General features: G+C 62.4%; 6 protein-coding genes. 2 read left to right on the top strand and 4 right to left on the bottom strand.

Annotated elements, in window-relative coordinates; genetic code table 11:
• Nucleotides 1-69: 69 nt before the first annotated feature.
• Both IRZ24_RS15500 and IRZ24_RS15505 read right to left on the bottom strand, forming a co-directional pair.
• Entirely contained in the window at nucleotides 70-627 is a 558-nt protein-coding gene (locus IRZ24_RS15500; protein WP_297165880.1) for a Mov34/MPN/PAD-1 family protein, read from the bottom strand.
• 101 nt (nucleotides 628-728) lie between these two features.
• Nucleotides 729-1,418, bottom strand: coding sequence for an HAD family hydrolase (locus IRZ24_RS15505; RefSeq protein ID WP_297165883.1), 690 nt, complete (start codon nucleotides 1,416-1,418; stop codon nucleotides 729-731).
• A gap of 498 nt (nucleotides 1,419-1,916) precedes the next feature.
• On the opposite strand from IRZ24_RS15505, the gene IRZ24_RS15510 reads away from it, so the two are divergent.
• The gene (locus IRZ24_RS15510; RefSeq protein ID WP_297165886.1) at nucleotides 1,917-3,257 is read left to right on the top strand and encodes an ATP-grasp domain-containing protein; all 1,341 of its coding nucleotides are present in this window, start codon (nucleotides 1,917-1,919) and stop codon (nucleotides 3,255-3,257) included.
• 130 nt (nucleotides 3,258-3,387) lie between these two features.
• On the opposite strand, the gene IRZ24_RS15515 is transcribed toward IRZ24_RS15510, so the two are convergent.
• Together IRZ24_RS15515 and IRZ24_RS15520 are read right to left on the bottom strand one after the other, a co-directional pair.
• The gene (locus tag IRZ24_RS15515; RefSeq protein WP_297165889.1) at nucleotides 3,388-4,929 is read right to left on the bottom strand and encodes a CUAEP/CCAEP-tail radical SAM (seleno)protein; all 1,542 of its coding nucleotides are present in this window, start codon (nucleotides 4,927-4,929) and stop codon (nucleotides 3,388-3,390) included.
• The gene (locus IRZ24_RS15520; RefSeq protein ID WP_297165892.1) at nucleotides 4,926-5,252 is read right to left on the bottom strand and encodes an oxidative damage protection protein; all 327 of its coding nucleotides are present in this window, start codon (nucleotides 5,250-5,252) and stop codon (nucleotides 4,926-4,928) included. The genes IRZ24_RS15515 and IRZ24_RS15520 overlap by 4 nt, the downstream gene beginning before the upstream one ends.
• A 64-nt stretch (nucleotides 5,253-5,316) precedes the next feature.
• Here IRZ24_RS15520 and IRZ24_RS15525 point away from each other — a divergent pair.
• Nucleotides 5,317-6,107 (top strand): methionyl-tRNA formyltransferase (locus IRZ24_RS15525; protein ID WP_297165895.1); only part of this gene is annotated, 791 nt, incomplete at its 3' end.

Raw genomic sequence — 6,107 nt, forward strand, 5'->3', positions numbered from 1 at the left:
CTCCCCTTGCCCCCCTTGCTCCCCAGCCCTTCCCGTGAGCCTGGCCGTCACACCTGGGCCACTGCAGAGTCACCTGCTTCTTCCTTCCTCCCCTTGCAACACGACTGCCACTTGCCGCAGCCCCTGACCAGGGTCATGATAATAGGCAAGGAGATGCTGACGGAGCCAACCGCACCTTTCGGCCTCGGCCACAGGATCATCGGCCCGAGTCTCTGCCCCGTGTGGGCTAGAAGTCCACGGCCCACAGAGAATCAGCCAGATCCAGGGGATTTGCTCCTCCTGGTTGACACGCCGCATGGTCTCACAATCAGTACGGCTAGCCCCGTATGGGCCTTGTGGGTGGCTGTGATAGACCCCAATAATCTGGCCGGGATAGGCTAGCTCTAGTTGCAGCACTTCCTCTGGTGCGAACTCGAAGTAGAATGGCGACTCCGCGATATTCCGCAGCGGATGGGCCGCGGTCACTTGCCAGTTCCCCTCAGCATCGATGGACCCTCTGAGCAGTCCGCAGGCTTCGACGTGTCTTCGATTCCAGACATCCCAGAGTAAGGTGCGCTGGACCTCACGGGGAAGGACGACTGTACCTTGCCGTGCCCCAGCCTCTGCCTCCTGCATCTCCTGTGGCATACCTTGATCTCCTCTGATCCCGCTGGCTGTGATAGCTCCTGCCGCTTGCAGATGATAAAGCACCGCCCCTGCACCTGGCAAGCCTCTGCTGTCTGGCAGCGCTAGAAGCTGCCACGCACTGGCATGAAATCTTTTTCCCGACAGTGCCGCAATTCGGCGATGGCTGCCACGCTCCTGTCCGCCTGATAGTGCCCCGGCTGCCGTAATCCCTGCTCGGCATGCCGCCCCTGACGCACAAAGACCGTTGTCAGCTTCTCTCCAAGTTGAGCCTTACAGGCAGCCAGTAGATCTAGCCGGTCATCAATTGCCACATAGTGTTCTCCTGGGTAGCGCCTCATGGTCTCTTCCAGATGGCGTTCCTTATGATCATAGATCAGGACGCGCCCGCTCACGGCCTCAGCCAAGTGGCTGTGAGCAATCTTTTCGGCCTGGAAGAGATGATCTCCGTCGGAGACAATAACCGTCAGCCCGAGGTGACTCAGGTGCTCCAGCACCTCCAGCGCCCCGGGATAGAGAGCTGTGGCAAAAGGATAGTGCTCAAAGAGGGCGCGTACTTGTTGGAAGGCCTCATCCGACAGCTCTGACAGCGGGGTCTGCTCTCGCAGATGCCTCAAGGTCTGGGGGATGTCAACCACGCCGCTCTCATGGCGCACCGCCTCGTAAAGATTCCAGAAACGCTCTGTTAGCCCCTCCCCGAGCAAGGTCCGCAGCCCGCGATCAAGTTCAGCTTTCACCTGGTCGTTGTTGAGCAGGGTGTTATCGACGTCTATCCAGAAAACGAGTTGTGACATAGCTTCCTCCCTGGCTGGTTCGTCTCTCGCCGTGGCTCCTCCTGGCCGGAGGAAACATGCGGATGGGGACCTCGACCTCCCTTGTGGTCACTATGCCCCTAGCAGACAGACAGGCACCAGGGGCCATGTTCCACACGTCTGAGCTGCGCCCACGGTGACAGACGGCCAGGGGTGCTCTCTTCTTCTGGCCCCCTGTCGTCGGCTGGCCGGATGCGCTATAATGCCAGAGGACTGCTCGTAATCCGCGCGACGTTCCTTACGCTCTCCCTGTCCAGGCAGACAGGCAGGCAGAGGCATCCGGGCTGGGCCTGTGGTCTGGCCAGCGCCCGCCTTGCAGGCCTGCAGGAAATCTCTTTCTCCTCTGCTCCTGCTTTCGGTCGCCTGTCTGGTAGCCGATAGCTCGCTGCGAGCCGAGCCTGACGGTGAGCGTGTCAGCAGCCTTCCTGGCTCGCGCGACGAGCTTTGTGCTTTGATGCCAAGCGAGAGACACAAGCGCCTATGAACAGCCAATCATCGCAACTTCAGTCACTATCGCCTGTGCAGCCACAGGCCGAGCAGCGCAAGTGCGTTCTGCTCCTCATGACTCCTGCTACCTATCGTGGGGGAGCCTTTGTCCAGGCTGCCCGTCGCCTGGCGCTGGACGTGGTCATTGGAGTAGACACCCCGCCGGGGCTGGCTACGAGCTGGCCATCCGAGGTGCTGGCCCTCGATTTCAAAGCCCCAGAGGAGGCGGTCGAGCGCATTGTCTCCCTGGCCCACCAGCGCCCGCTCCAGGCCGTGCTCTCGGTCGATGATAGCGCTGTTGAACTGGCAGCGCTGGCCAGCGAGGCCTTGGGTTTACCTTGCAATGCCCCCGCCGCCGCTGAGGCGGCGCGTGATAAGTACCTGATGCGCCAACGCATGGCTGCCGCTGGGGTCCCTTGCCCGGTCTTTCGCCACTTCCCGCTGACGGCTGACCCCGAGGCCATCGCGCACATGGTTGGCTACCCGTGCGTGCTCAAACCCCGGCGTCTCTCGGGCAGTCGTGGCGTCATTCGGGCCAATACTCCAGCAGAATTCGTCACGGCTTTTTACCGCCTCAAGCGCATCTTGCTCTCCGAGGGGTTCGATGAGCAGACGACAGGCTTTCTGGTCGAGGACTTCATCCCTGGCTTTGAAGTAGCCCTGGAGGGCCTCTTGACCAGTGGGCGTTTACAGGTCCTGGCCTTGTTTGACAAACCCGACCCACTCGACGGCCCCTTCTTCGAGGAGACTATCTATGTGACGCCTTCGCGCCTTCCTTACGCCGTTCAGGAGGCGATTCGGAACTGCGTCGAGCTGGCGGCGGCAGCCATCGGCCTGCGGGAAGGCCCGGCTCATGCTGAGCTGCGCGTCAATGAGCAGGGGCCGTGGATGCTGGAGATCGCGGGGCGGTCGATTGGTGGACTCTGTTCGACCATCTTGGAGTTCGGCGCAGGCATGTGCCTGGAGGAGCTGATCCTGCGGCACGCGTTGGGCTTGGAACTGCCTTCGCTCGAACGCCGCCCGGAGGCCGCTGGCGTCATGATGATCCCTATCCCTAGGGCGGGCATCCTCAAGGGCGTCTATGGCGTTGAGGATGCTCGACAAGTCCCGCTTATCACAGGCGTCGAGATCACGGCTCCTCTCAATAATCGGCTTGTCCCCTTGCCAGAAGGCGCCAGCTACCTGGGCTTCATCTTCGCCCGAGGTGACTCACCTGCTGCGGTAGAGGAGGCTCTGCGCACCGCCCATCGCTGCCTGCGCTTCGACATCCGCCGCGATCTCCCTGTGCTGAACGCCGGCCCGCTGCCGTCAACACCGCCCCTCGGCCACACCTGAGCAAGACCAGCCCAAGACTCTGCTCACACGGGCGGGCTTGCTCAGGTCTGTGAGGGGAGACGACCTGCGCTGAACACCTGGCCTTTTCTCCCCACCCATCTCCCCCGGCCCTCGCTGGGGCGGCGCATGATCAGCGACCTGCGCTACAGCAGCGAGTGGAGGAGACTGCGACTGCCTGCCCCCGGCTGGATACGCCACAGCAGGAAGCAAGATGACCACGCGTCGGTTCTGCACAGCAGAACCAGCTTTCGGTGAGACGGGGTGGACGCCTTGGTTCGCCATAACGCCGCTGGGCTGCCTCGCGATCAAAGGCACGCCCGGCCATAGCCAGCGCTTCCTCTTTGATGCGGAAAAAGGTCTCTACGGGATTCCATCCCTCCTGCGCCGCTGCCTCGGCAATGACTGCCACACGCTCTTGCAACTCATCCATTCGTGGATCAGGGTGGCGCCAGCGATAGCTGTAGGCCCCCTCATCCAACTCCCCTAGCCAGGCGGGCCTCTCCTCACTCTCTAGGAGCGCCGAACCCGGCGGAATAAGCAGCCGGATTGAGAAGTGCACCGGATCAACCTGTTCCACAAGATGGCGTTCCTCGAAGAAGTCAAGCAGTGCGAGATAGCTCTCCAGTGTCTCCCACGGCGAAAAAGGCAACAGCGACGGGCGCAGCGTCAGCCCGACCTCTTCCATGAGGGCAAAGGCCTCGACTGCCTCTGCTGCGCTGTGCCCCTTGCGCAGATGGCGCAGGACTTCATCATTGAGTGACTCAACGGCAGAGACCACAAAGAGACAGCCAAGCTCGCGCAGCTCAGGCAAGAGGTGACGATGCTTAAGCAGGTGCTCGATCTTGATCGTCGCGTCGAAGGTCACTGCTGGAAACGCTTGATGGAGTGCACGCGCAATGCGCAGCGCATGGGTCGGGCCATTGAAGAAATCGGGGTCGCCAAAGGTGATGTGTTCTGCTCCCTGCTCTACCTGGGCCCGGATATCCGCTAGCACGACTTCCTGGGGCACGGCAAAGAAGCGTCCGCGGTAGACTGGGGTGATCGGACAGTGGAGACAGGTATGTTTACAGCCACGCGTTGTTTCGGTGTAGCCAGCCAGGCGGTAGCGCCCGTTCCACTCCAGGCGGGCATAACGCTGCAGCTCGGGCAAGCCATGCCGCTGCGGCACGACAAAGGCTGGCCGCCGCAGCCAGGCCCCTGCCCGCTGCTCACGCGTCCGTACCCCTGGCACCGCTGGCAACTTCAGCGCTCGGCGGCCCGGCTCCTGGCACTCAGTCTCTCTGACCTGCCCTTCTTGCTCCAAGGCCCTTACCAGCGCCAGCAGTGGCTCCTCGTATTCGCCCCCGAGCACAGCGTCCGCCAGCTCACGCAGCAGATAGTCTGCATTCAGCAGAGCGTAGAGGCCATAGAAGCAGAGATAGGCTTGCGGGTGTGTGGCGCGAATCCGACGCGCCAGGGCTTCCCCCAGGCGCAACGCTGTATGCATGGGCACAGAAATGGCCACTAGCTGGGCTGCGCGGATCTCTTCCTCTCCCAGCGGCTCAACAGCGCAATCGATGACTCGGGGCTGATAGCCGGCTTCCCGCAAGCGCGCCTGCAACGAAGCCAGGGCTAGCGGCTGGTGACCCAGCTCATAGCAGGAGAGCAAGAGAATGGCACCAGGTGCTTTCATTTCTTGCGTGCTGGTCCGCCGCCCTTGCGGCCTGGTCCCACTCCCACTCCGGCATCTTCGGGAATCCAGCCCTCGGGCTTCTTCTCTTCCTGGCTGCCGAAGAAAAACTCTTCCATCTGCTCGCGCAGGAACTTGCGCGCTTCAGGGTCGGCCAGGTTCAGACCGTAGTGATTGATCAGCAGCGTGCGCTGGGTCTCCCACATGCGCCAGGCCTGCTCTGAGACCTGTTCATAGATGCGTTGACCCAGCTCGCCAGGCATTGGTGGCTTCTCTAAGCCGGGCAGTTGACGGCCCAGCTTGACACAGTTGACCATTCGTGGCATGGTAGATACCCCACGCTTTCCCTGAGAATGCTGTTTGGCTACATGGTATCCAATGCTGAGAGCAATGTCAAATAAGATTGCTACCGTCGCGCCCTCCCAGCGAGGGCCACGCGTGCTCTTCTTCGGGATGGAGAGCCTCTTTTCTGCCCTGCCGCTGCAGGCCCTCCTGCAGGCGGGCATCCCCGTCTGCGCGCTCGTGATACCCACGGGCCAGCGCCCGAGCTATGCAGGTCAAGGTCAGTTTCCAGACTCGGCGCGCCCCCCGCTACGGCGCCTGCCAGCTCCTGGCCATCGAGCGGGTGCCCGCCCGCTCCTCCCGGTGATCAATAGCGCCTGGTCTGTCTCTCCTGTTACCCTGGCTCTGGAGGCGGGTCTGCCTGTCTGGGAGGTCTCTCGTTTGCATGCTGAGGAGACCTACGCTACTCTGGCCACTTACCAGCCCGACCTCCTCTGTGTCGCTTGCTTTCCCCGCCGTCTGCCCACGGCTTTACTGACCCTTCCACGGCTGGGGGCCGTCAATTTGCATCCTTCGCTCTTGCCGGCCTTGCGCGGGCCTGAGCCGCTCTTCTGGGTCTTTCGCGAGGGACTCAGTGAAACGGGGGTGACTGTCCATCTCCTGGAGGAGCGCCTGGACGCCGGCCCAATCGTCGCCCAAGAGCGCATCAGTGTGCCGGATGGGATCACCTACGCCGAGCTTGAGCGCCGCTGTGCGCTCTGCGGGGCCCAACTGCTGGTTCGGGCAGTGGAGGCCATGGCGGCGGGCAGTGCGCAGTACTTTCCTCAGGATGAGCAACGGAGCAGCTATCGCCCAGCCCCCTCCCCGGAGGATTTCCTCGTCCCCGCCTCGGATTGGCC

The organism is Thermogemmatispora sp., from assembly GCF_019683755.1.
Classification (GTDB): Bacteria; Chloroflexota; Ktedonobacteria; order Ktedonobacterales; family Ktedonobacteraceae; genus Thermogemmatispora.